Genomic DNA, 22,108 nt, shown 5'->3' with positions numbered 1-22,108 from the left:
TTTTGCACCAAGCCCCAGATCCCGAACACCCACGCGGTTCGTGTAGGCGTTCGGCTTGCCGGCGATAGCGTCCGCAAGAATGGCCATCGCTGGCAGGCCAGACGCCTACAGCTCCAACTGCCTCGTTAACTCCCCCAAACCCGCTGCGCTTTCGGCGCATCGGCGAGGATCGCGTCGATTGCCGCGCCGATTTCCTCGACTTGCCATAACGCGCCTTTGTCGCGGGTGATGCCCGTACGCCAGCCATCACCCAGGGAGATCCGCCCTCCCTGACTTTCAAAGACCTGGCCACTGACGTGTGCAGACGCCTTGCTACCTAGCCATACCACCAGCGGCGCGACGTTTTCTGCGGCCCAGGCGTCGAAACTGCCGTCCTCGGGTTTTTTCACCACATCGGGCATGGCGCTCTCGGTCATCGAGGTTCGTGCGGCAGGGGCCAGCGCATTGGCAGTCACGCCGTAACGTGCCAGTTCTGCCGCCTGCACCAGGGTCAACGCGGCAATGCCGCCCTTGGCCGCCGAGTAGTTGGATTGCCCCACCGACCCTTGAAGGCCGGCACCGGAACTGGTGTTAATAATCCGGGCGTCCACCGGCGCACCAGCCTTGGCCAAATCGCGCCAGCGCCGGCCGAGGATGTTGGCCAGGCAGTAATGGCCTTTGAGGTGCACGCGCATCACCATGTCCCAGTCTTCTTCACTGAGGCTGATGAACATACGGTCGCGAAGCACCCCGGCGTTATTGATCAGCACATGCACCTCGCCGAACGCTTCCAAAGCGGCATCGACAATATGCTGCGCGGTGGCAAGGGTGGTGATGTCATCGCTGTTGGCAATGGCCTGACCACCACTGGCGCGTACTTCGGTGGCCACCTGCTGTGCAGCCTCGGCGCGAATATCGTTGATCACCACATTGGCACCTTCGGCGGCGAAAGCCAGCGCGTAGGCACGGCCAAGCCCGCCGCCGGCCCCGGTGATGATCACGGTGCGGCCTGAACAAATAGCCATGTTTGACTCCTTGAGATAGAGGTCGCCACGCACCCGTAACGGGCGGCGGCGTGCGTTGAAAAACTACAGGCGCTCGATAATCGTCACGTTGGCCTGCCCGCCGCCTTCGCACATCGTTTGCAGGCCATAGCGGCCGCCGCTGCATTCCAGCTCGTTCAACAGTGTGGTCATCAAGCGTGCACCTGTGGCCCCCAATGGGTGGCCCAGAGCGATCGCACCGCCATTGACGTTGGTTCGCGCCGGGTCGTAATCCAGTTCCTTGGCCCACGCCATGACCACCGAGGCAAACGCTTCGTTGATCTCGACCCGATCAATATCAGCCATGCTCAGGCCACACTTGGCCAGCGCCCTGCGGGTAGCGGCAATGGGTGCAGTGAGGTGCCAGATCGGATCGTCACCGAGCACCGTCAGGTGATGAATACGCGCCCGTGGTGTCAGGTCGTAGCGTTTGAGCGCTGCTTCGGACACCACCAACAGCGCCGCCGAGGCATCACAGGTCTGACTTGAAACGGCAGCGGTGATTGACGGGAACTGCGGGTCTACCGGCTGCAACTCAGCCATCTTCGCCAAACTACTGTGGCGAGGTGTTTCATCCACCGACAGTCCTTGGCACGCCACGATTTCCCGAGCGAATCGCCCACTGGCAATAGCTGCCAGCGCACGCTCGTGACTTTGCAGCGCGAACATTTCCATTTGCTCGCGGCTGATCTGCCAATGATCGGCAATCCGCTGTGCGGCGTAGAACTGGTTGACGGGTTGCTGGCCAAACCGCGCACGCCAACCGACACTTCCCGAAAACGGATCGGCAAAACCCAAGGGCTGGCCTGCCAGCATCGCCGAGGAAATCGGGATTTGGGTCATTGTCTGCACCCCGCCCACCGCAACCACATCCTGGGTGCCGCTCATCACTGCCTGCGCGGCGAAATGCAGTGCTTGTTGCGACGAACCGCACTGGCGATCCACCGTCGTGCCCGGCACCGTGAGTGGCAACCCGGCAGCCAGCCAGCTAGTACGTGCGATATCGCCAGCCTGCGATCCGATGGTATCGACACAACCAAAAATAACGTCGTCGTAGTCTTCGCCGGGGATGACGTTGCGTTCCACCAGCGCCTTGAGCACATGGGCGCCCAGGTCAATTGCGTGGATCTCGCTTAACGAGCCTTTGCGTTTGCCGGTTGGGCTGCGCAGTGCATCAACAATGTAGGCTTGGGCCATGTGCCTCATTCCTCGAAAGTATGCCCCGGCCCCAGGCCGGTGGCGTTAGCGAACACGTAGTCGCCGACACGGTTTTTGTGAAAGCCACGGTCGCCCCAGGTGGCATCGAGGGCCCAGGCGCGCTTCATGAACATCTGCAAATCCACCTCCCAGGTGTACCCCATTGCCCCATGCACCTGAATGCCCTTGCGGGCCGCGATCCAGCTCGCCTCGTTTGCCGCGAGTCGCGCTTGCGAGACCCACACCGAAGCGTTGCTGTCGCCCCGAGCCAAGGCATGGGCCGCGCGGTACAGCACCGGTTTGGCGTTTTCGATGCAGCGGGCAACGTCGGCCAAGTGATGCTTGACTGCCTGGAAGCTGCCGATCGGCTTGCCGAATTGCTTGCGCTGCGCCACATAGTCCACTGACAGGTCGAGCATGCGTTGCGCCAGTCCAAGCAGTTGCCCGGCCACCGAAAGCGCGCCACGGTCGAGTAGCGTTTTCTGCAAGGCTGCGCCCTGCTCATCACTGGCCACAAGCGTCTCAGGCGATGGATTCCACGTGACGTGGCCGAGGCGGCGCGAGGCGTCGATGCTTGGGTGGTTTTCCACGTCCACCTGGGAGCGCGGCACGACATGAATGTCATCGCCATCGGTGAGGATCAGTACCTCGGCCAACTGTGCATCGCTGACCAGCGCGTTGACTGGATGAGAGATCGCCAGGCGCAAACTGCCATCGGCGATGCGCGGCAACAGGTTGGCGCGAGCCGGATGCTCTGGCTTAAGGCTTGCCAGCAAACCGCTGGCAACGTAAGCGGTGTCAGCCAGCGAATCGGGGATGGCGTAGTAACCCAGTTCCTGGGTCATCAGCGCCCACGTCACATCGTCCATGCCCATGCCACCTTCGGCCTCTGGCACCGATAACGCGGTCAATCCCTGTTCGGCAATCTTGTTGCGCAGGTCACGGGAGCGTCCGATGTCCGTTTCCCAGATTTCGCGGAGCATTTCCGGGGCAGCTTCAGTCATCAGGAAGCGGCTGATGGCTTCGCGGAACGCCAACTGGTCATCGTTAAAAGTGAAGTCCATGGACGGTTCCTTATTTCGGCAAACCGAGCATGCGCTCGGCAATAATGTTGCGCTGGATTTCGTTGGTGCCGGCGTAAATCGGACCCGACTGGGCAAACAGGAAGCCCTCCAGCCAGCCCTCCGCGTCGTCATTTCCGGCGCCTTTGGTCACCAGTTCGCTGCGTGCACCTAGAATGCGCATGGCCGTCTCATGCATCTTCAAATCCAGTTCCGACCAGATGATTTTATTAATGCTCGACTCGGCGCCTATCTGTTCACCGCGGCTCAGCCGCCCCACAGTGTGATAGGCCGACAACGCATAGGCTTCGGCGCCCATCCAGGTTTCCAGCACGGCATCGCGCAGGCTCGGATCACGGTCGGCACTGGCTCGGTTGGCCTTGTAAAGCTCAACCAGTTTGCGCGCCGTCGCCTGGAATCGGGCCGGGGAGCGCAGCAACAAACCGCGCTCGAAACCGGCGGTGGCCATCGCCACATGCCAGCCCTGCCCTTCATCCCCGATTCGGTTGGCAACCGGCACTCGCACGTCATCGAAAAACACCTCGGCGAAGGCGTCTTTGCCATTGAGCGCCTTGATCGGACGAATGCTCACCCCGGGCGCATTCAACGGCACCATGATGAACGACAGTCCGTGGTGTCGCGTCGACCCCGGCTCACTGCGAAACAGGCCGAAAATCCAGTCGGCGTAGATAGCCCGGGTCGACCAGGTTTTCTGCCCGTTGATCACATAATGGTCGCCGTCGAGCAGCGCTTTGCTGGTGATTGCTGCCATGTCGGAGCCCGCATTCGGTTCCGACCAGCCTTGTGCCCACATGTCCAGGCTGGCGGCCATGCGTGGCAGGAAGCGCCGTTTCTGTTCCGGCGTGCCGAACTCCATCAACGTCGGCCCCAACAGCAGTTGGCCATTCTGGTTGACGCGCATCGGCGCCCCGGCACCGTAATACTCTTCTTCGAAGATCAACCACTCGATCAGATCGCAACCGCGACCGCCCAGTTCGGCCGGCCACATCACCATCGACCAGCGACTTTCGAACAGCTTGGCCTCCCAGGCGCGATGTTGTTCAAAGCCTTCGCGGGTGTCGTAACTGGCCAAGGGTTCGCGTGGCAGGTTGGCTTGAAGCCAGACGCGTACTTCGCCGCGAAAGGCGTCTTGCTTGGGGGTGTAAGTCAGGTCCATGGCGTTCCCTCAGAACTTGGCGTCGCGTTTTTCGACGAAAGCCCGGCGCGTTTCCGCAGAGTCCGGGCTGCTGTATGCCTGCAGGGTGAAGCCCTGTTCCCAGCGGTATTTGTCTTCCAGGTTGCCGTCCTCGATACCGTTCAAGGCTTCCTTGGCGAGGCGGATCATGCCCGGGCTTTTTTCGGCGATTTTCGTCGCGATGCCCAAGGCCGTTTCGCGCAGTAAATCCTTAGCCACGATGCGCTCGATAAAGCCGTACTGCAGGGCCTCTGGGGCGCCGATGCTGTCACCGGTAAAAAACAGGTAGCGAACTTTTTGCACTGGAAACAGGCGCTGCAGATGCGCCCCGCCGCCCATGGCACCACGATCTACTTCCGGCAGGGCAAAGGTTGCGCATTGCGACGCGATGACAATATCCGCCGCCCCGGTGATGCCGATTCCACCGCCGAGGACAAACCCGTGCACCGCGACAATTACCGGCACCGGGTTGCGGTGCACGGCCTTGAAGGTGGCGTAGTTACCGGCATTGACCTCGACGATTCGCTCCGGATGCTTATCCAGTTCTTTGATGTCGACCCCGGCGCAAAAACCCCGGCCTTCAGCGCGAATCACGATTACCCGAACTTCGGGATTGGCCCCAAGCGCTTCGATCTGTTGCGCCAGGGCCTGCCACTCACGGCTGTCGAGCGCGTTAACCGGCGGCTTGGCGATCACCAGTTCCGCGATTCCCTGATTGATAAGAGTGGTAAATGCTTGGTTCATAGGGATTCTCCAATACTCGCTGGACGGTTTGAGGGGCGGGTCTGGCTGCGCAGCAACAGTGCGTCCAAGCAATACCGGGCCTCACTTGCGATGCCTTCGATGACCTCATGGCAACTCAGCAGCTCGCCGATGGCCGCTGCCACCTGGCCACTGGGCAAGATGCCTTCGTCGGGTTGGCCATCGACCATTGAGCGCTGCAACAGCACTGGCTGGTTGGCAGCCATCACCACTTGCGACAGCGCGCCAGGATCTTCGCGCAATGCCCTGATAAAAACCGAGGCCATGTGCCGCAGGCTCATGCCTGTCTGCTGCTTCCACTGCCAGGCGCTGCCCAACGCAATCCGCAGGCGGCCGAAAGGTCCGGCATGCTCCAGATGGTTGATAAAGCGGTTCTCGATCATGCGGTGGCGCATGCCATCCACCGCCGTCGTCACTCGCACCTGTTGCGGGTCGTTGACCTTCAGGTAGCGTTCCAGCGTCGCGCCCGGGGTTGGCGACTCCCGGGTCATGAGAAACCGCGTACCCATCGCAATCCCCGCGCCACCGGCAGCCAGCACTGAGGCCAAGCCTCGGCCAGTGGAAAAACCACCCGCTGCGATCACCGGCACGTTGACCGCCGCCAGCACCTGCGGCAGCAGAATCGAACTCGGCACACCGCCGGTGTGACCGCCGCCCTCGCCGCCCTGAACCGTGATCATGTCGGCGCCCAACTCCACAGCCTTGATCGCATGTTTCAAGGCGCCCACGGTCGGAATGCACAACACCTTGGCGGCTTTAAAACGGGCGATGGTCTGTTTGTCGGGACCGCGCCCGTAGCTCACAGCACGCAGGCGGTACTGGATTGCCAGGTCGACACACTGCGCGGCGTTGTCTTGGAACATATGAAAATTGAGCCCGAAGTGACTGCCACCGGTGGCATCAATCACTTTGCGGATTTCGCCTTCCAGCTCATCAGCCGCAATCGTCGCCCCGGCTAAAAAACCGAAACCGCCAGCGCGGGTGGTGGCGATGACCAGGTTCGCGTCGGCGACCCAGCCCATGGCGGTTTGCACAATCGGGTAGCGGCAACCGAGCGCCTCGGTCAACGGCGTATCCAGCCAGTGATTCATTGGCTTTCGTCCTCAGCCTGCTTGTTCGCCCGGGCCATACCCTTGGCGTCGAAGCCGCCCAGTTTGTCACCGGACAACAGCTCGTTATGGGCGTGGGCAAACTGGTGCCAGGCGAACGCTGCATCCATCGCTGCGCGCTTGCCTTGCAGGTCTTCGACGTGGTTGATCGCCTGCTTGGTCAGCGCCAGCCCCATACGCGGTTGCCGGGCGATACCAGCGGCCAGCGCATAGGTGGCCTGTTCAAGTTCTTCGCGCGAAACCAGGCGGTTAACCATGCCCACCTGCCAGGCGCGAGTGGCGCTCATACGGTCACCGGTGAACAGGAATTCCTTGGCAATGCGCGGGTTCATTTCATAGGGATGGGCGAAGTACTCGACCCCCGGAATGCCCATGCGCACCACCGGGTCCTGAAAAAAGGCATCGTCGCTGGCCACGATCAGATCACAGACCCAGGCCAGCATCAGCCCACCCGCCACGCATGCGCCGTGGACCATGGCAATGGTTGGCTTGGGCAGTTCCCGCCAACGCCGGCACATGCCTAGGTAAACCTCCTGTTCGCGAGCATAAAGTTGCTCACCGCCAGGCTTGTTAGTGTGATCCCACCACAGGTGCGCACGCTCGAACGGCTTGTTGATGTCGCGCCCCGGGGTGCCTATATCGTGGCCTGCCGAAAAGTGTTTGCCGTTACCCCGCAGGACGATGACCTTGACACTGTCATCGTCCACCGCTTGACGCAAAGCCGCGTCCAGCGCGTAGGTCATTTGCGAGTTTTGCGCGTTGTTGAAGGCTGGCCGGTTGAGCGTCAGCGTGGCGATGCCCTCGGCCACGCTGTACAACACCGGTTTGTCCGTCTCATAGACGGCGTTGTCCTGCCGGGCGATGAATTCATTGTCGCTGCTGTGCATGCTCGCTGTCCTTGCCTCAGGCCGCACGGATGCCGGGCGGATTGCCCTTTATCGCCGTGGCGCGATAATCGTGGGGATCGAGCCGGCGTATCAGCGCCAACTGCTCTTGGGTTGGGTGTTTGGTTTCTTGCAATTGCGCCGACTTGAGCAGCGGGAAACCGGTGTTGTCCTGGACCTGATCAAAACTGACGCCGGGGTGCAAAGATCGCACTTGCACAGCACGCTCCGGACCATTGAAATCGAGGACGCACAGGTCGCTGACCACGCAATGAATGTCCATCAGGTCGCGGCGCGCGCCTTCAGGCCAGCGATCGGCCTTGAAGCCGACACCGGAGACCATGTCCACCTCGCCGCTGACGAAAACCCGGGTGTTATGGCTCGGCACGAAGAATGAGTTCAGATGGTTGATACTGTTACCCGGCAAGCCACGCACGCCGAGAATCGCGGTTTTTGGTTTTTGATAATCGCCGACGCACGACAGGTTGGTTTGGCCCCAACGGTCAATCTGGGTGGGCCCTATCATTGCGTGACGCCGCCCGCCCCACACGCACTCAAAGACTCGCTCGAACGACATATAGCCCGAGTAACGCGGTACGTAATCGCCACGCGGCCCCAGCGGGATCGGCTCTTCGACCAGGAACGCCTCGCTGTCGGTCATCAACAGTTGCGGACTGTGGGTGAGTTTGGCCAGGCTGGCACCCAGGCGCGGGATTACGCCCAGGCCCGAAGCAATCACTTCGCCATTGCCGCGCCAAGCCTGCGAGGCGGCGACGATCATCAATTCAGCCAGGGTGAAATCACAGGTTGCAGACATAGTCGCTAATCCTCAAAACACGGGAAGGGGCAAGGCGCCCATGGAGTCGGCACCGCCATTTTTTGCCTGATAGGCCTGTTCCCCATCGGCGATGTAGGTCTGCACATAGTCCTGCCAGCCATTTTCCGCCTGGCTACTGGCGACGTAGCCCTTGAGATGTTTCATGTCCCAGCCGTAGTCGGGAGCGCACGCGGTCGGGTGGGCACCGAGTGGTGCGTGTACAACGCCGGTAACCAGATACCGCTCGAACGTATTGAAGCGGGCCTGATCGGCGTTCAGTTCCAAGCGTTCTTCCAAACGCTCGCACGAGACAAAACACTGGTTGGCGGCACGGGCGAACAGGTGATCGAAATAAGGGTCCGGCCCGGTTACCAGGCAGTTGCCGAGGCGGTCGGCCACGTTGACATGCACAAACGCAACGTCAAGGTTGAGCGCCGGCATTGCCAGCAGCACCTCGCCATCGGCATAAGGCGATTTGATGGTCTTGAGTTCAGGATTCAGGCGCGTTACATCCGTCGCCAGGCCGCAACGAGTCGGCAGGAAAGGCAAGCGCATGCCGGCGGCGCGCAAGCCCCACTGGAACATGCCTTCGTCCAGTTCCATCAGCTCCAGTTCACCGGCCTCGCGGGCCTTGCGGTAATAAGGTTCCAACGGAATAGCGTCGAGCGTGGCAAAGCCGAACACCAGTTTGCGAACCTTGCCGGCGGCGCACAGCATGCCCACTTCCGGACCGCCGTAGGCGACCACGGTCAAGTCCTTGACCGGCGAGCGCAGTATCTCGCGCACAATAGCCATCGGCTTGCGTCGTGGACCCCAGCCACCGAAACCGATGGTCATGCCATCGCGCAATTGAGCGACCGCATCGGCCGCTGTCAGTTGTTTGTTCATCATGATATTTCCTTACTGTTGGCCGACTGAAAAGTCGTGCCCCCAAATGCTCACGCGGGTGAATTCAAAAGCTGAATGTTCGGCCCAGTCGACCAGCAATCCGCCATAGCCATATTCCAGATCGAAACCCGATGGCGTCTTCATGTAGAAACTGGTCATCCGGTCGTTCAGGTGCTGCCCGAGGGTGGCCGACAGTTTCACCTCGTGAGCGCGTAACCGGTCGTGGGCACGACCAACCTCGGTCATCGAGTCGACCTCGACCATGACGTGCACGCAGCCTGACGGCACCGGGTACTCGGCCAGCGCCAAACTGTGGTGGCGCGCGTTGTGGCAATGCAGGAAGTGAATGCGGATCGGCGGCGCCGAGGGGTCGGGCCGGAAGTTGAAAACATCCGAGAGTTCAAAGCCCAGTACGTCTTTGGCGAACGCCAGCGTCGCATCGAAATGAGGTGCTGGCAGCACGGTGTGACCCAACCCCATATCGCCGGTGATGAAACGCGGCACGCCCTGAGGCGATATGAAGGGCAGGCAATCGGAGCGATGCCCCCACGTCAATTCATGGCAATTACCGGACGGGTCGGTGAGTTTGACCAACGCCTGCACACCCCGTTGATCGATCTCGGCGGCAGAGCCCGGCTGCCATTCGATACCGACAGTCGTCAGGTGCTCAAGTGCGGCCCTGAATGCCGTCTCGCTGGCCAGCTCCCACCCGGACGCCAGGTAACGCGCCTCGCTACCTTCGACGATCAGCATGCGAAATGGACGCTCGTCCATCTTTACATACAGGCCACCGCCGGGCGCGGGAAGGACCTGCATGCCCAGCACGTCTTCGGCGTAACGCTGCCACTGGCTGAGGTTCTCGATCTGCGAGACGAAATAGCTCAAACCGCGAATGTCGATCATGCCTTGGTCCTCGTTGGCTGAATGGGTTTCGTGGTGAGCATTGTGCAAAGCGCCAACCGCCGCTTCATCGTCCGTTGAGACTAAGCACCCTGATGCTTTGCGCCCCTTTTTTGTGGGAGCGGGCCTGCTCGCCAAAGCGGTCGAACATTCAACTTCGACGTTGACTGGCCTTTCACAATCGCGAGCAAGCTCGCGCTCTCACGGGTTGTGTGTTGCTCCCGATGCCGCAGATGAACCGACGTACTAGTCCGTTTTAGTGATTCGAACAGCGCCATGCGCCCCGCAGACTGGCGCATTCATCTGCTTTCGAGGCCGTGCCCATGGAGTTCGCTTTAACTGAAGAACACGTGATGATTCGTGACAGCGCCGAACGTTTTCTCGCTCAGGCCAGCGACTCGCATGCTGTGCGCGCCGCCATGATTCACCCGCACGCTCATGACCCTGATGTCTGGCAGAAAATCGGTCAGGAGCTTTACTGGCCAGCCCTGATGGTGCCCGAGCGCTGTGGCGGCATGGGCCTTGGGTTTGTCGAACTCGTCGTACTGCTGGAGCAATGCGGTCGCTACTTGCTGGGATCACCCCTGTTTGCCACCGCATGCCTGGCTACCCCCGCCCTGTTGCTGGCGCACAACGACGCCGTGAAGGCCCGCTGGCTGGAGGCGATTGCCAGTGGTAAAACCCGCGCTACGCTGGCCTTTGCCAGTGTGCCCGGACTCGAAGCCTGCGCCGTGCAAACTGTTGCCGAGCAGAATTCATTGGGCTGGAACCTTAATGGCCAGTACGCACAGGTCATCGATGGCGCCTCGGCAGACCTGCTGGTTGTTGCGGCACGTGCTCCAGGCACCCGAGGTGAACAGGGCATCAGCCTGTTTGCTTTACCCGGCGATGCGCCGGGTGTAACGCGCGCGCCTTTGCCAACCATGGACCAGACTCGGCGCCTGGCACGCGTTGATTTGCATAACGTGAAGGTGAACGACGCGCATCTGCTGTGCGGACCCGAGCAAGGCTGGGCAGTGCTACGCGACACCTTGCTGATCGCGACCATCGGTCTTGCCGCAGAACAGACAGGCGGCGCGCAACAGGTGCTGGGGCTGACCTTGTCGTACATTGCCGAACGCCGACAATTCAATCGCACGATTGCCAGTTTCCAGGCGATCAAGCACCGTTGTGCCGACATGATGCTGCGCGTTGAATGTGCCCGATCCGCCGCCTATTACGCTGCCTGCGTAGCCCAGGAACGACTGGACCCGGCAGGCGACGCAACCGTGGCACAAGAACTTGAACTGGCAGCTGCTGCTGCGAAGATCCATGCCAGCGAGGCGTTTTATCACTGTGCCGCAGAGTCCATCCAACTGCATGGCGGGGTGGGTTTCACTTGGGAATACGACCCACACCTGTACTTCAAGCGCGCCCGTGCCAGCGAGCAACTATTGGGTAGCCCGGCACTGCACCGCGAGCGTTTGGCTGCGTACCTCTTGGGAGAGCAATCATGAAAATCGGTTTCAGCCGTGCTGACGAGGCATTCCGCGAAGAAGTCGCACAGTGGATGCACGAGCACTTGTGCGGAGAATTTGCGCCGCTGCGCTTTCGTGGTGGGCCGGGGGATGAACACAGCTTTGCGCAAGAGCGTAAAGCCTGGGAGCGTGAGCTGGCGACAGGCGCCTGGATCGGCGTTGGTTGGGCCAAGGAACATGGCGGACGGGGTCTGTCCATCAGCCAGCAAGTCATTTTTCATGAGGAATACGCTCGCGCCGGTGGCCCAGGGCGCATGGGCCACATCGGCGAAGGGCTGGTCGGCCCCACACTGGCCGCCTTCGGTACGCCATCCCAACAGCAGCGTTTGTTACCGGGCATCCTCGACGGTAGCCAATTTTGGTGCCAAGGCTACTCGGAACCCGGCGCCGGCTCGGACTTGGCCAACGTACAAACGCGGGCCAGGCTCGATACCACTGGCCACCATTGGTTGATCAGCGGGCAAAAAGTCTGGACCTCGCTGGCGCACGAGGCTGACTGGTGTTTCGTACTGGCGCGCACCGAGCCCGGCAGCCAGGGGCATCACGGCTTATCGTTCCTGTTGGTGCCGATGGCGCAGGACAGTATCCGCGTGCAGCCGATTCAGCAGCTGACAGGTACGAGTGAATTCAACGAGGTATTCTTCGACCAGACCGTGACCAGCGCCGACAACCTTATCGGCTTACCCGGCGAAGGCTGGAAGATTGCCATGGCATTGCTGGGTTTCGAACGAGGCGTTTCTACGTTGGGTCAGCAGATGCAGTTCCAGAACGAACTGGATGAAATCATCCGCATCGCCCGTGCCAACGGTGCCGCGCGCGACCCTATGCTACGCCAGCGAATCGCACAGGCCTGGGCCGGCCTCAAGGTATTGCGCTACAACTCGCTGCGCATGCTTTCGGGCCCGCAAGACGGCACCCTGGGTCGAGAAGCGATGATTTACAAACTGGCGTGGTCTACCTGGCACAGTGACCTGGGCAAACTGGCAATGGACGTACTGGGCGATGCGGCGGAAATTCTTGATAACGCGCCCTATCAGCTCAGCCGTCTGCAATCGCTGTTCCTGTTTACCCGCGCCGACACCCTCTACGGTGGCAGCAATGAAATCCAGCGCAACGTCATAGCCGAACGGGCACTGGGCATGCCTCGGGAACCCCGGTTGAACAGATGATTTGACCGTTTCCCGGCGATTTGGACACCCACGTGGCACAGGCCGACATTGATGGCGTTCACGCAAATCCCGTAGGAAACCGGCTTGCCGGTGATGACCATTCTGAAATCGCCATCGCTGGCAAGCCAGTCTCCTACGGATCTGTGGCACAGGCCGAAATTGATGGCGTTCACGCAAATCCTGTAGGAAACCGGCTTGCCAGCGATGGCGACTCTGAAATCGACATCGCTGGCAAGCCAGGCTCCTACGGATCTGTGGCACAGGCCGAAATTGATGGCGTTCACGCAAATCCCGTAGGAAACCGGCTCGCCGGTGATGACGATTCTGAAATCGCCATCGCTGGCAAGCCAGGCTCCTAAGGATCTGTGGCACATGCCGACATTGATGGCGTTCACGCACATCTGTAGGAAACCGGCTTGCCGGTGATGGCGACTCTGAAATCGCCGTCATCACCGCGCGAGCACGGCGGCGGCGATGTCGCATCGCCGCCCGCTGGTTCAACGTACCCGAATTTTCGGATCATCCGCCCCACGGCGTAGGGCACCCAGAAATCCCTCCAACGGAGCCGGCTCGGCGATCTGGGGCAACGCGTCCTTATCCGGGCGTTTCGCCCAGAACGTATCCCAGGTCGGAAACAACTCGTGGAAGGTCCCGGCATAGGGCTCACGTCCCGGCCAGCGCATTTTCAGCCCGCCAATGGGCGGTTTGTTCAGGTCAGTGGCGTACCAATAACATGGCAAGCGCCGGCGAAAGCACCAGCGTCCGTCCACTCGCTCATAGTCGTCCCAATACAACATCTGCATGATCACCCACTCGGGACCGGTCTCATGTTCGTTCTTCGAATACACGACGCCGGTGGCGTGGTCGGCATCGCTGAACTCGATGATGTGCTGGCCCAAGTGATGAGAGGTGCCGTGAAACTGCTTGCGCATGGTTTCGTCCAGCCACGCCTTGAGGTGTGCCCGGCCGCTCTTGTCGCGACCCACACGCACGTCCGGGACAAAGCAGTTGGCCATGGCATCCATGTCTCGCATGTCCAATGCCAATGCATACTTGCCGGCCAGTTGCCGGATCGCATCCAGTGATTCCAGACGGTCGATACGCGAAAGCAATGCGCTGGTGTCCTGGCCCATCACTCAAGCACCGTGTACAGGTCTGAACCGCGCCCGCCATCCACAGCCAGGCTGGCACCGGTCACATACGAAGCTTCATCGCTGGCCAAAAACAGGATGGCATTGGCCAGCTCCAACGGGAGGCCAACACGCTTCATCGGGATAACCTTCTCGGTGTTGGTGCGGGTCTTGGCATCACCCAGCATGCCAGCCGTAGCGGGCGTATCGACCACGCCCGGGATGATCACGTTGCAGCGGATATTGTGCGGCGCGCCTTCGCTGGCTGCCGCACGGCTGAAGTTGATCACGGCCGCTTTAGCCGCCGAATAACCGGCCATCCAGGACGTGCCGAACAGGCCGCAAATAGAGGCGATGTTGACGATTGAGCCGCCGCCCTGCTGTTTCATCAACTGCATCGCCGTGCGAGTGCCCCAAAAGGTACCGTCGACGGTAGTGGCGAAGTTGGCGTGCCAGTCGGCAGTGGACATCGTGTCGATTCCGCCCCAGGTATACGCCATTGCGTTATTGACCAGGATGTCCAGGCGGCCGTGACGTTGCGCGGTGGTTTGCAGCGCGTCGACGTAAGCCTGTTCATCACTGACATCGGCGACGGCGATATCGGCCTCCCCGCCTCGCGCGCGGATTTTTTCCTGCACACCTTGCAACGGCTCGATGCGCCGGCCGCATAACACCACCGTGGCACCCTCTTCGGCAAACCGTAGTGCGGTGGCTTCGCCGATGCCAGAACCTGCGCCGGTAATGAAAGCAATTTTACCTTCTAGACGTTTGCTCATAAGTCACTCCCTGATCAGATAAAGGCCATGCCGCCGTTGACGGCGATGTTTTGCCCGGTCATGAAACTGGCATCCTCGCTGGCAAGGAACACCGCAACCTTGGCGATCTCGTCGGTCTCGCACATACGGCCCAGTGGCACGTTTTTAAGCAGTGCTTGCATGTAGTCGTCAGGGATCCCGGCCATCATCGGGGTATTGGTCGGGCCCGGCACCAAGGTATTGACGCGAATTCCGCTGGCTGCCAGTTCACGAGCGATCGAACGGGTCAGGCCCATGACGCCGGCCTTCGAGGCGCAGTAGTGGCTTGGGCCATCGCCGGTTAGCGCAGCGGTGCTTGAGAGGTTGATGATCGCGCCCTTGCGCCCCCCCTTGACCATCAACTTGGCGCCTTCGCGGCAGCACAGGAAAGTGCCCCCCAGGTTCACGCCGATAACTCGTGCCCAACTCTCATCCGGGGTCTCAAGGAAGCTGTCCAACGCGCCGACACCCGCGTTATTGACCAATATATCGAGGCCGCCAAAATGCTCCTCCGCCTGTCCCATGGCATCTGCCACGGAGGCGCCGTCACCGACGTTGCAGGCCAGCGCCAGCACCGTGTCGCCCAGGTCCGCGAGGCTCTCGGCCAAGGCCTTCTGATTCAGGTCGACAGCGACCACCTTGGCGCCTTCGGCGACAAAACCACGAACGATGGCTTGGCCCATGCCCTGCGCGGCGCCGGTCACAAAGGCCACTTTGTTGAGTAACTTCATAGCAATCTCCGAGTGTGCAATCAGGCTGCGGCCGCTGCGGTTGCAGTGCGGCCACCCCCTCAATGATTAGCGGCGAGTGCCTTGGCTAACATCGTCCGATGGGACTAGCACAACGTGGTCTGAACGGACGATGTGAATAGCGCAATCTGCGCCCACCATTCATTGGCGTGCACCACGCCAGGCGCAGCGTTCCCCTTCAACTCGCTTTAGTGCCTGGCGCGGTTGTGCTCCATGAATCGCAGACAAGGAGAACCCAATGAACCAACCCGTAGACCTGCCCCTGCCCATCGGCCATTACGCCACCCTGCCAAACGGCTTGCGCCTGCACTATCTGGATGAGGGCGCCGGCCCCGTGGTGCTTTGGCTGCACGGCAGCGGACCCGGCGCCAGTGGTTTCAGCAATTTCAAGGGCAACTATCCGCAATTGGTCGCTGCGGGCTATCGCAACATCGTGCTAGACCTGCCCGGTTTCGGCCGCTCTGATAAACCCGAAGACGCACAGTACAATCTGGATTTCTTCGTCGACTGCGTGGCGGCGTTCCTGGAATCAGTCAGCGTACAGCGCTGCACATTGCTCGGTAATTCGTTGGGTGGCGCAATTGCCTTGGGCCTGGCTTTGCGACTGCCGCACCTGCCCGAGAATCTGATCCTGCTGGCACCCGGTGGTGTAGAGGAGCGCGAAACCTACTTCAAGATGGAAGGCATCTTGCGCATGGTCAGCCTGTTCAATGCCGGCCCCATTGGTTTAGAGGAAATGCGCAGCATGATGCGCCTGCAGTTGTTCGATGACTCGATCCTGCCGGAGAGCTTGCTGCAAGAACGCGTGGCGGTGGCCGTGACCCAACCGAAGAATCTGTTCAGCACCATGATGGTGCCGAACATGGAAGCACGCCTTGGCGAAATCCAGTGCCCGATCCTCGGTTTCTGGGGCAACAACGATCATTTCAATCCGATCAGCGGCGCCCAGCGCATCATCGACGGTGCGCCGAATGCACGCTTCATCGTGCTCAATCGTTGCGGGCATTGGGTGCAAGTGGAACACCGTGAGCTATTCAACCGTACGTGCATCGACTTCCTGCAGCACGGTTGATGTTCCACAACACCGCTCCTCCTCCGCCAGGAGGAGGTACTTAGCGCCCTGCCGCAGGTTGGCGGTTCAACTCGGCGTCGCCGGGCTGGCCCAATACGCAGGACGTGCCGCCGGGGGTGTACATCATCGCCACACAACGATTGCAGGCGGTGCAAATCGAGTCGCGGCTGGTGCCGCTGGCGAGCTTGTTTACGTAGTCCTGCTCGGCCAGCAACACTCGCCCCATGGCAACCAGGTCAAACCCTTCGGCCATGACCTGCTCGATGCTCGCCAGGCTCTTGGCTCCCCCCAGGTACGCCAACGGCATCTTGACCGCCGCCCGCACCTTGCGTGCATGTTCCAGCAGGTACAACTCATGAAACTCCACGGTTGGTTCGGTGCGGCGCTGAATAGCCATGGCCAATGCAATGATCTTGTTCTTCTGCTGCACGCGGTTTTCCTTGGGGAAGGAAGACCCGAACATCGTCGTGATCGATTCAGCATTCATCCCGGCGCTAAGCACCAGCAGGTGCGCGCCCTCTTCTTCCAGCAGGCGAGCAATCCGGGCGCCGTCCTCAGCGCTATTACCGGCGCGCACGCCTTCAGTGATGCTGTACTTACAGATCACCGCCATTTCCTGGCCGACTGCATCCAGCACTGCGCGCAACACCCGACGCGGAAAGCGCAGGCGGTTTTCGAGACTGCCGCCATATTGATCGCGACGCTTGTTGTACATCGGCGAAATAAACTGGCTAAGTAAATAGCCGTGCCCCATGTGGATTTCCACAGCGTCGAAACCCGCCTGCTGCGCCAGGCGCGCTCCTTGCGCGAAGTCGCGCACAACTTGCTGCATGTCGGCTTCGTTCATCGCCTGTTTAAAGAACATGCCGCTCATCAAGCCGATCTTGTTGAAGCCGCCGCTGGCCGACAACGGTCTTTTGGTTGAGCGCTCGCGGATAAACGTAAAGCAACCACCATGAGTGATTTGAGCGCTGGCCAGCCCGCCGGCCTGGTGCACGGCGTCGGTCAGGACTTTGAAGTGCGGCAAGCTTGCGGGGGCAAGAATCAGTTGGTTAGGCAACGTACGGCCATCGCTGCTCACGGCGCAATAAGCCACCGTGGTCAGCGCCGTTCCACCTGCGGCCAGCGCCGAATGCAGCTTGACCAATTGTTTGGAAGGCACGCCCTGAGCGCTCATGCCTTCGTTGGTGGCGGCTTTGATAAAACGGTTTTTCAGGGTCAGCGGGCCAATCGCGATAGGGCTGAAGGGTGACGGAGTGGGACGAGGGTTCATGACAGGCCTCTTTATTGTTATCGGGCTACGAGTAGGGTTGCGTCGCCTTGGCACGACGCAGCCATGATCATCAAAAGGTGTATTTGGCGTTGAACGACAGGTAATCACGGTCGGCCAGCAAACGGCCTTGGGCCACGTCCGGTGAGCTCAAATAAGCGACATAGGTCATACCGACCTGGAAGTTGCCCAGGTACTTGAAATCGCCGCCCACGGTCAGCCGCTTCTCGGCACGACCAAGGCCCTGATAAGCGCTGCCGTCGACGTTCTGCGTCCATACCACCTTGGTGCTGAGGTCCAGGCCATTGGCAATGGACGGGTAGTCCATGTAGGCCCCAATGCCCAGCAGGGTCGAGCCACGGGTCTGAGTCGCCGACTCGAATTTGTCGAACGTGCCGTCGATGCCAGCGCCACCGCCGGTAATTGTCAGGCTGTCCACCGAGGCGATGTGTTGATGCACCACTTCGCCCATGACGGTGGTCTGCTGGGCCAGAAAGCTTGGGCCCAGAATGTACGAGGCGTTGAGGTTGCCTTGCCAGATTTGCCCGGTGGTCGGTGCGCCATTGCTCAAATAGACCGAGGCGCCATCGCGGTAACTCAGATCACCGGCGTATTGCACCGAATCGCCAACCTTGGAGCTGAAGCTGACACCCGTCAGTTTGACGCCTTCGAAATAGCCCATGCGGTAGGACGGTGCAGCGCCATCATGGCCAATACTTTTGAGCGACGAATATTGGGTGGCGCCGGTGAAGTCGAAAAATAACGAGCCAACACGCTCGTTGTAGCGATAGTGGAACAGCCCGATCTCGGTGTTTTCGGTGATGCGGTAGCGTACCCCCAGACCCCATTGGCCGCTGTCACTGGCATCTTTCTCACCGGCATAACTAACCGCCGCGCCATTGGGAAGGCGATCGACCACCCCGCTGCCCAGACGAAAAAACTCCGCGCCAGGACCGAAGGTGTCGCTGCCGAAGTAATCACCCACCGGGTTGAGCTGGGTTTTTTCCCACTCGTACTGGTAGTAACCCACCAGCGCCAGGTTTTCGTTCAGCGACCACGAACCGGACACCTGCCCCACCGGCAAATACGAATCCTTGGCTTCGGTACCCGGCACGTTGAACTTGGTCGCATCCACCGGGGCCTGGCCCTGACTGATGTTGGACCAGAACAGGCTTTCGCCCCAGGCCACCAGATGCCGTCCAGCCTTGAGCGACAGGTACTGCGTTTCGCCGACATCGAAGTTGCCGTACACATACGCATCGAGCAGACGCGCCGTGCTGCCACTCAGCTGACGGGTTTTGTCACTGAAGCCATCGTAGTGCCCGACTTTGTTCACCGTCTCTGGCGAGTCGTTGGCGTTGCGCTGGTTATAGACATCGTCGTAGAAATCGCTGCCACGCAAGACCGCACCGAGGTTGTCGTGCTTGAGTTGCAACTCGCCGAACAGGCTCAGGCGGTTGTTGATCAATGAGCCACGTTTGAAATTGCGGGTGCCATCGTCGTTGTTCGGGTCATTGAGGTACTGGCTTGCCTGCTTGGCGGTCCGCATGGATGCCGTGTAGTTCACCGTAAGCGATGAGTCCAGGGTGGTGTTTTCGCCCAGTTCAATGGTCGGCGCAGCACTGACCGTGGCACTGGCAACGGTGATGGCCGTTGCCAACATGCAGCGACGGCCACTCAACAGATGGCCCGGGTGGCGCGCAACAGGTTTTCGGATAAACATGCCCCTCTCCTTTTTTTGTTGTTGTTTTTGCTTGTGTCGTCACAGCATGAAAAAAACCACCGCCGCACACATCGTCCATTTGATGAGATGAGTGCTCTTCATGCCGGTGCGCTGTTCGCCACCCAGGCGCGCAATTCGTTTTTCACCACTTTGCTCGACGGGTTGAGGGGCAATGTATTGAAGAAGCGCACTTGACGCGGCACCTTGTAATTGGCCATTTGCTCTCGACTCCAGGCGATCAATTGCGCCTCGCTGAGCGCCTCGCCTTCGCGCAGCACCACACAGGCGCAACCGACCTCGCCCATGCGTTCATCGGCGATGCCGATCACCGCGACCTGTGCAATCGAACGGTGCTTGATCAGCGCTGCTTCGATTTCTGCCGGATAGCAGTTGAAACCGCCAACGATGAACATGTCCTTCAGGCGATCAGTGATGATCAGGTTTCCCGCCTCGTCCAGGCGTCCTACGTCGCCGGTGTGCAGCCAACCCTGGGCATCAATGGTTTCACTGGTGGCCACCGGGTCTTGGAAATAGCCCTGCATTACGTGAAAACCACGCAAACAAATCTCGCCCGTTTGTCCGGCATCCAGCGTCTGGTTGTGCGGGTCGCGGATGCTAACTTCAGTGCCGGTAATCGGCCGACCGCTGGTGCCAGCGATCACTTGCGCCGAGTCCTTGGGATCGCAGATGGTCGCCAGCCCACCACACTCGGTCAGGCCATAAGCAGTAGTCACCACGGCAAAACCTAACTCGTTGCGCATGCGCTCGATCAGGCTCGGCGGAATGCTCGCCGAGCCCGTGACGGCAATGCGCAAACTCGACAGGTCAGCCTGTTTGAGCAGCGGATGGGCCAGCAGCGACAGGTACAGGGTCGGCGCGCCAGGCAGTACGCTGATGCGTTCACGGGTGATGCGCTGGAACACTTGCTCTGCGTCGAATACCGCATGAGGCAGAATCGTCGCACCGCCGATCAGGCAAGTCAGCCAGCCAGCCTTGTAGCCAAAGGCATGGAAGAACGGGTTGACGATCAGGTAGCGGTCGCCCGGCACCAAGCCAATGACGTTGACGTATTCGGTGAACGCCCGCAGGTTCTGACCGTGGCCACTCATCACGCCCTTGGGTTTACCGGTGGTGCCGGACGTGAATAACAGGTCACACATGGCGTCGGGACCCACCGCCAACGCACGCTGCATGGCGCTCGCCACATCAATCGTCGCGGCGCCGCTCAGAAATTGAGCCAGGTGCAGGTCCGAACTGCGAACAGGCACCTCTTCCCCCACAATGACCAAGTGCTCGAGGCTGGCTGGCCGATGGGGGGCGAGCAACGCAGGATAATCGACGTCGAGAAAGCGCTGCTGGACGAACAATAGCCGGCACCCGCTGCGCTCCAGTACATCGACGGCCTCAAGGCCTTTCATGCGCGTGTTGATCGGTACCAGCACCGCACCGGCACAATGAATACCCAGCGCTGCGAGAATCCAGTCACGACTGTTCGGCGCCCAGATACCGATGCGGTCACCGGCCTGGATGCCCAAGGCCATCAAGCCCCGAGCAAAACCCAAGACGCGTTCGGGTAACTCGGCGTAGTCGATGCATTCGCCGTTTTCCTCGATGGCGGTGCGCCCGGCAAAACGTTCGGCGCTGCTGAAGACCAGCTGGGCCAAGGTGGTAGGAACAGCGCTCGGTGGCGCGGCAAGGTTCAGGCTCTGATTCATCATAGGCTCGGGCTTGGCATCATTCGAAGGCATCATTCGGGAAATCGGATGCGCAATTGCGCGCTGGTGGGCACGGCCTGACACGCAAGAATCCAGCCTTCAGCCAGTTCGCCCGCGTCCAGCGCATCGTTGTGCAGCAGCTCGACATCACCGCTCTCCAGGGTGCACATGCACGAGGCACAGCCCCCGACGCGGCAAGAGCTGGGCGGATTCAGGCCAGCACGTTCCATAGCGGCCAGCACGGTTTCGCCGCTGTCGCAGGCCACGTGGTAGTCCTCACCGTCCAGACGCACCGCCAACTGCGCCGCCATTGCCGCCTCGCTGCTCACCACCAGTGCCTGTTCGCCTTCGCCGGGCAGCGAGACGAAGCGCTCGACATGCACCCGACGGTCCGGCATGCCCAGGCCCTTGAGCGCACTGACCGCAGCGTCCATGAAAGGCCCCGGACCACAGATAAACGCCTGGGCATCGATAAAGGGTCGCGCCAGTTCGGCCAGTTGCCCGATGCTCGGAATGCCCTGCACCGAGTCCAGCCAATGGACTATTTGCAGGCGTTGCGGATGAACGCTGGCCAAGGTCCGGAGTTCGTCCTTGAAAATCACAGACGCCTCATCGCGATTGGCGTAAATCAACAGGATCCGGCCGGTGCCGGCGAGCAACGCAGAGCGCAGGATCGACAGCACCGGTGTAACGCCGCTGCCGCCGCCAAACAGCAACAAGTCGCCGTCCAGGCTGCGGGGTACGAACACCCCGGCCGGGGGCAAGACTTCCAAAACCTGGCCTTCCTGAAACTCGCCACACAGCCAATTCGAAGCGCGCCCTTCGTGCACACGCTTAACCGTTACGCGCAAAGGTTCATCGAGCAACGGCGTGCTGGATAGCGAATAACAACGGGGCAACCAGCCGCCCTCGTAGGGCACACGCAAGGTCAGGAACTGGCCGGGTTGATAGCGGAAACGCTCGCCCAAATGCTCCGGTACATCGAACACCAGGGAACGCGCGTCGGCCGTTTCCTCGATCACTCGCGCCACGCGCAGGGCAAGATAATTGTTCATAGGTCAGGTACTCATGACCACCTGCCCGCGTATCACAGGCAGGTGTAAACCCAGGGAGTCGAAACAGGCGCTATCGCGC

At 60.6% G+C, this 22,108-nt stretch carries 21 protein-coding genes; 4 read left to right on the top strand and 17 right to left on the bottom strand.

The features are described 5' to 3' along the window. Positions 1 to 125: 125 nt before the first annotated feature. The 10 genes from ACQR3R_RS03945 to ACQR3R_RS03900 all read right to left on the bottom strand — a co-directional run bounded on the left by ACQR3R_RS03945 (position 126) and on the right by ACQR3R_RS03900 (position 9,838). Positions 126 to 1,004 carry an SDR family oxidoreductase gene (locus tag ACQR3R_RS03945; protein ID WP_428270703.1) on the bottom strand — a complete coding sequence of 293 codons (879 nt, stop codon included), beginning with the start codon at positions 1,002 to 1,004 and terminating at the stop codon, positions 126 to 128. A 63-nt stretch (positions 1,005 to 1,067) separates the two neighbouring features. After that, the gene (locus tag ACQR3R_RS03940; RefSeq protein ID WP_428270702.1) at positions 1,068 to 2,219 is read right to left on the bottom strand and encodes an acetyl-CoA C-acetyltransferase; all 1,152 of its coding nucleotides are present in this window, start codon (positions 2,217 to 2,219) and stop codon (positions 1,068 to 1,070) included. Positions 2,220 to 2,224: 5 nt separating this feature from the next. Continuing rightward, positions 2,225 to 3,283 carry an acyl-CoA dehydrogenase family protein gene (locus ACQR3R_RS03935; protein ID WP_428270701.1) on the bottom strand — a complete coding sequence of 353 codons (1,059 nt, stop codon included), beginning with the start codon at positions 3,281 to 3,283 and terminating at the stop codon, positions 2,225 to 2,227. A 10-nt stretch (positions 3,284 to 3,293) separates the two neighbouring features. After that, positions 3,294 to 4,457: an acyl-CoA dehydrogenase family protein gene (locus ACQR3R_RS03930; protein WP_428270700.1), complete on the bottom strand. Its 1,164-nt coding sequence runs from the start codon at positions 4,455 to 4,457 to the stop codon at positions 3,294 to 3,296. A gap of 9 nt (positions 4,458 to 4,466) precedes the next feature. Further along, positions 4,467 to 5,219: an enoyl-CoA hydratase family protein gene (locus ACQR3R_RS03925; RefSeq protein ID WP_428270699.1), complete on the bottom strand. Its 753-nt coding sequence runs from the start codon at positions 5,217 to 5,219 to the stop codon at positions 4,467 to 4,469. Beyond that, the gene (locus ACQR3R_RS03920; protein ID WP_428270698.1) at positions 5,216 to 6,328 is read right to left on the bottom strand and encodes a nitronate monooxygenase; all 1,113 of its coding nucleotides are present in this window, start codon (positions 6,326 to 6,328) and stop codon (positions 5,216 to 5,218) included. Before ACQR3R_RS03920 ends, ACQR3R_RS03925 begins: the two co-directional genes overlap by 4 nt. Next, positions 6,325 to 7,233 (bottom strand): enoyl-CoA hydratase, encoded by a 909-nt coding sequence (locus ACQR3R_RS03915; RefSeq protein WP_428270697.1) that lies wholly within the window; start codon positions 7,231 to 7,233, stop codon positions 6,325 to 6,327. The genes ACQR3R_RS03920 and ACQR3R_RS03915 overlap by 4 nt, the downstream gene beginning before the upstream one ends. A gap of 16 nt (positions 7,234 to 7,249) precedes the next feature. Then, positions 7,250 to 8,047 carry a CoA-transferase subunit beta gene (locus ACQR3R_RS03910; protein WP_428270696.1) on the bottom strand — a complete coding sequence of 266 codons (798 nt, stop codon included), beginning with the start codon at positions 8,045 to 8,047 and terminating at the stop codon, positions 7,250 to 7,252. A 12-nt stretch (positions 8,048 to 8,059) separates the two neighbouring features. After that, positions 8,060 to 8,938: a CoA-transferase gene (locus tag ACQR3R_RS03905; RefSeq protein WP_428270695.1), complete on the bottom strand. Its 879-nt coding sequence runs from the start codon at positions 8,936 to 8,938 to the stop codon at positions 8,060 to 8,062. Positions 8,939 to 8,947: 9 nt separating this feature from the next. After that, a complete protein-coding gene (locus tag ACQR3R_RS03900) occupies positions 8,948 to 9,838 on the bottom strand; it encodes a VOC family protein (RefSeq protein WP_428270694.1) in 891 nt (296 codons plus the stop codon). A gap of 320 nt (positions 9,839 to 10,158) precedes the next feature. On the opposite strand from ACQR3R_RS03900, the gene ACQR3R_RS03895 reads away from it, so the two are divergent. From ACQR3R_RS03895 to ACQR3R_RS03885, 3 genes are read left to right on the top strand one after another with little or no spacing between them, the layout of a single operon-like run. After that, positions 10,159 to 11,331, top strand: coding sequence for an acyl-CoA dehydrogenase family protein (locus ACQR3R_RS03895; protein WP_428270693.1), 1,173 nt, complete (start codon positions 10,159 to 10,161; stop codon positions 11,329 to 11,331). Further along, complete coding sequence (locus tag ACQR3R_RS03890; protein ID WP_428270692.1) at positions 11,328 to 12,521, top strand: acyl-CoA dehydrogenase family protein; 1,194 nt, start codon at positions 11,328 to 11,330, stop codon at positions 12,519 to 12,521. The genes ACQR3R_RS03895 and ACQR3R_RS03890 overlap by 4 nt, the downstream gene beginning before the upstream one ends. A gap of 32 nt (positions 12,522 to 12,553) precedes the next feature. Then, a complete protein-coding gene (locus ACQR3R_RS03885; RefSeq protein WP_428270691.1) occupies positions 12,554 to 12,880 on the top strand; it encodes a hypothetical protein in 327 nt (108 codons plus the stop codon). Between the two features lie 138 nt (positions 12,881 to 13,018). Here the strand turns inward: ACQR3R_RS03885 and ACQR3R_RS03880 are convergent, their stop codons facing one another. Genes ACQR3R_RS03880 through ACQR3R_RS03870 form a run of 3 tightly spaced genes read right to left on the bottom strand, consistent with a single transcriptional unit; the run spans position 13,019 to position 15,176 of the window. Next, on the bottom strand, positions 13,019 to 13,654 hold the full coding sequence (locus ACQR3R_RS03880; protein WP_428270690.1) for a nuclear transport factor 2 family protein: 636 nt from the start codon (positions 13,652 to 13,654) through the stop codon (positions 13,019 to 13,021). Beyond that, entirely contained in the window at positions 13,654 to 14,427 is a 774-nt protein-coding gene (locus tag ACQR3R_RS03875) for a glucose 1-dehydrogenase (RefSeq protein ID WP_428270689.1), read from the bottom strand. Before ACQR3R_RS03875 ends, ACQR3R_RS03880 begins: the two co-directional genes overlap by 1 nt. 14 nt (positions 14,428 to 14,441) lie before the next feature. Beyond that, a complete protein-coding gene (locus ACQR3R_RS03870) occupies positions 14,442 to 15,176 on the bottom strand; it encodes an SDR family oxidoreductase (RefSeq protein WP_428270688.1) in 735 nt (244 codons plus the stop codon). Between the two features lie 256 nt (positions 15,177 to 15,432). On the opposite strand from ACQR3R_RS03870, the gene ACQR3R_RS03865 reads away from it, so the two are divergent. Further along, the gene (locus ACQR3R_RS03865) at positions 15,433 to 16,266 is read left to right on the top strand and encodes an alpha/beta fold hydrolase (protein WP_428270687.1); all 834 of its coding nucleotides are present in this window, start codon (positions 15,433 to 15,435) and stop codon (positions 16,264 to 16,266) included. A 40-nt stretch (positions 16,267 to 16,306) separates the two neighbouring features. Here the strand turns inward: ACQR3R_RS03865 and ACQR3R_RS03860 are convergent, their stop codons facing one another. From ACQR3R_RS03860 to ACQR3R_RS03845, 4 genes are all read right to left on the bottom strand, one after another. Then, the gene (locus tag ACQR3R_RS03860; RefSeq protein ID WP_428270686.1) at positions 16,307 to 17,539 is read right to left on the bottom strand and encodes an oxidoreductase; all 1,233 of its coding nucleotides are present in this window, start codon (positions 17,537 to 17,539) and stop codon (positions 16,307 to 16,309) included. Positions 17,540 to 17,609: 70 nt separating this feature from the next. Further along, positions 17,610 to 19,259 (bottom strand): DUF1302 family protein, encoded by a 1,650-nt coding sequence (locus ACQR3R_RS03855; protein WP_428270685.1) that lies wholly within the window; start codon positions 19,257 to 19,259, stop codon positions 17,610 to 17,612. A 98-nt stretch (positions 19,260 to 19,357) separates the two neighbouring features. Continuing rightward, complete coding sequence (locus ACQR3R_RS03850; protein WP_428270684.1) at positions 19,358 to 20,974, bottom strand: FadD3 family acyl-CoA ligase; 1,617 nt, start codon at positions 20,972 to 20,974, stop codon at positions 19,358 to 19,360. 32 nt (positions 20,975 to 21,006) lie between these two features. Next, on the bottom strand, positions 21,007 to 22,029 hold the full coding sequence (locus ACQR3R_RS03845; protein WP_428270683.1) for a 2Fe-2S iron-sulfur cluster-binding protein: 1,023 nt from the start codon (positions 22,027 to 22,029) through the stop codon (positions 21,007 to 21,009). Positions 22,030 to 22,108: the final 79 nt, after the last annotated feature.

This window comes from Gordonia sp. IEGM753 (assembly GCF_050321825.1).
GTDB lineage: Bacteria > Pseudomonadota > Gammaproteobacteria > Pseudomonadales > Pseudomonadaceae > Aquipseudomonas.
This window is presented reverse-complemented; position numbering and strand designations above follow the sequence as displayed.